This window comes from Modestobacter sp. DSM 44400, assembly GCF_900107175.1.
Taxonomy (GTDB): domain Bacteria; phylum Actinomycetota; class Actinomycetes; order Mycobacteriales; family Geodermatophilaceae; genus Modestobacter.
In genome coordinates, this window is the sequence record NZ_FNOZ01000137.1 from 1 (window position 1) to 2,289 (window position 2,289).

Here is a 2,289-nt window from a genome sequence, read left to right on the forward strand (position 1 = left end):
CGCCGGGTCACCGTCTGCTGAGGGTCATTTCCCCCTCAAGTTCGAAGAGCCCAGATGCCCCAGGGAGCGGCTACGGACCTTGGGCAACCGTTGCCATAGCGTGCGTCGACGTCACCGACCTCAATCCGCCTCCTTCTTCGGAGGAGGTCTTCCGTTACTTCCAGACGCTGCCGCTCCCCCAGCTGACCGCCCAGCAGCAGCCGCCGGGCAATGCCCTGGTCGGGCTGCCGGTCATCTTCTTCACCGATAGCCCGACGACCCAGACCTTCACCGTCGAAATCTGCCCCCTAATTACTGACCTGCAGTAACCCGCGCACCTGTCGACTGACCTGCTGGAACACCTTCCGACGTCTGTCGTTAACCCTTGCCCCCTGTCGATGTCTTGTGCCATGGACGTGCCATGCGTGATCGTCAGATTCAGCTAGTTCGCGACAGCGGCGTGCTCGGCGTGGGGCACGGTGGGTTCGGCGGCCTCGGTGACCAGATAGGGGCGGAAGCGGTCTCGAAGGCGCCGCAACCTTCCGCTCCGCTATGCGCCGATGGTTCAAGGCGAGGTGTCTTGCCGTCGTTCGACGAGTCCGAAGTATCGATCGGTTGGTTGTCGCCTCCGCATCCACGGTTTGACTTCAATCACGTAGTGCTGACTGTGCTCGCGGAATTCGAAGTGCCAGCGTCCATCTGCGTCGACTAGCTCAACGCATGGTTCGGAGCTGAGCGAGTCCCCGAGACGGATGGTGACGGCCAGATGAGCAATGGTTTCTGCTTCGTCTCGTGACCAGACGTGCTCGAGCGCAGGGCCGCGCCGCCACATTCGGGCAAGCAAGGCCTTGGCAGCGTCATACGTCAGGTTCCCTAGAACACCAGCTGCCACGGCGTCCGACGTGTACTGAACGACCTCGACGAGCAAGTCGGCGTACTCGTGAAAGATAACGATATTGCGGCTCGGGCGCACAGGGACGAGTTCGCCCTTAGGCCGGAGCACAAGCTCGCTGGACTGCGTATGCCCCTCAGGTTCCTGCCCTCGCTCCGGTTCCACCATGCCCTAGTGCATCAGCACGTTCGGGCGGCAGCAAGGCCCAGTCAAGGCCGCCGACTACCAGGGCTGATCACGAGTTGCCCTGTGCGTCTTCGAACACGTCACCGGCGCCGTCGCCAGACAGGGGCAGCAGCGGTCGGTTCAAGGCTTGGTTGGACCATATCGACCGCGTCGTCGTGATGGCCGTCAGGGAACGCCGCGGCCTCTTTGACGAGCCCCTCGAACGCCCAAGGCACCGAACCCCGCCGTCGCAATAACGGCGGGGCTCAGGTCTCAGCGACTGTTGAAGCGCCCCTTGGGAGGTGGGCCATCGCCGGGCCAGGGGGCGGACCCAAAGACTCCCAAGTTGGGGGCGTCCTCAGTACCTCCGGCGACACAGGCGGTGCCTGCCACCACATAACCGGCAGCCTCGGATGCCCGGACGGCAGGCTGCCACACGCGGGCCATTGCCCGCGGCAGATATCCCACGGGCTTGCCGTCAACGAGCACCGCTACCGCGTTGGCGTCGTACTGGTTGTTGGGTTCCGGGCGCAGCACGATCTCGAACTCGCCGCCGTGCGCCCGCCGATTCACCAGTCGGATGTAGTCCTGGTAAGCCGCCTCACCGACGATGGAGAGATCGACCATCGGCCCCTCGGCCCGCTGTTGCGCCCGGAGCGGACCCCCAGCCAGCTTCCGCATCCAGCCCATGCGACTTCCCTCCGTAGCGGTTCCGCGACACTTCCACCAAGCGGCGGGCCTGTCGAGCAAGCTCGCCGCCCCTTGCCCACCGGTTTGCGCCGACCGCCGCCGATAGCGGCTGCATGAACACACGACGGGGGACCCACATACACCGCACAGCGCTAGTCCTGACCGCAGCCTCCCTGACGCTGGCCGGCTGCGGCGGGGCCAACGACACCGAGGCCGCCGCAGGGACGAGCAGTGCCTCCGTCACGTCGTCAGCCAGCTCGTCAGCGGCGAGCAGCGCTGCTGCGACGACGCAGGCGACAACGGCTGAGGACACCATTGCCCGGGGCAATTGCACGATGGCCGGCCTGACCTACTCGCCAATCGCCAGCGGCCTCAAGGGCGATCTCGACCTCGAGTCCGTCTTGCAGTACGCCGGGGATGTCGACCTCGACCCTGCCACCACGCAGCCGGGCAAAGACGCAAACGTCGCATTAGCCTCGATCTTCCGTGATCTTGATGCGGAGCATGATCATCGGCTTCTGGTCCCGTGTGGGCGTCAGGATGGCATTGGGGTGTGACGGATC

The 2,289-nt window shown here is 65.0% G+C and carries 2 protein-coding genes and 1 pseudogene; 2 read left to right on the forward strand and 1 reads right to left on the reverse strand.

Features of this window, described 5'->3' with window-relative positions:
• A pseudogene (locus tag BLW04_RS27885) lies at positions 1-308 on the forward strand (hypothetical protein); the annotation flags it as partial.
• 1,001 nt (positions 309-1,309) lie between these two features.
• Here BLW04_RS27885 and BLW04_RS25235 read toward each other — a convergent pair.
• Positions 1,310-1,663, reverse strand: a complete 354-nt coding sequence (locus BLW04_RS25235; protein WP_175484307.1) for an HIRAN domain-containing protein — start codon at positions 1,661-1,663, stop codon at positions 1,310-1,312.
• Between the two features lie 398 nt (positions 1,664-2,061).
• On the opposite strand from BLW04_RS25235, the gene BLW04_RS25240 reads away from it, so the two are divergent.
• Entirely contained in the window at positions 2,062-2,283 is a 222-nt protein-coding gene (locus BLW04_RS25240; RefSeq protein ID WP_091548377.1) for a hypothetical protein, read from the forward strand.
• The last annotated feature ends 6 nt before the right edge of the window (positions 2,284-2,289 follow it).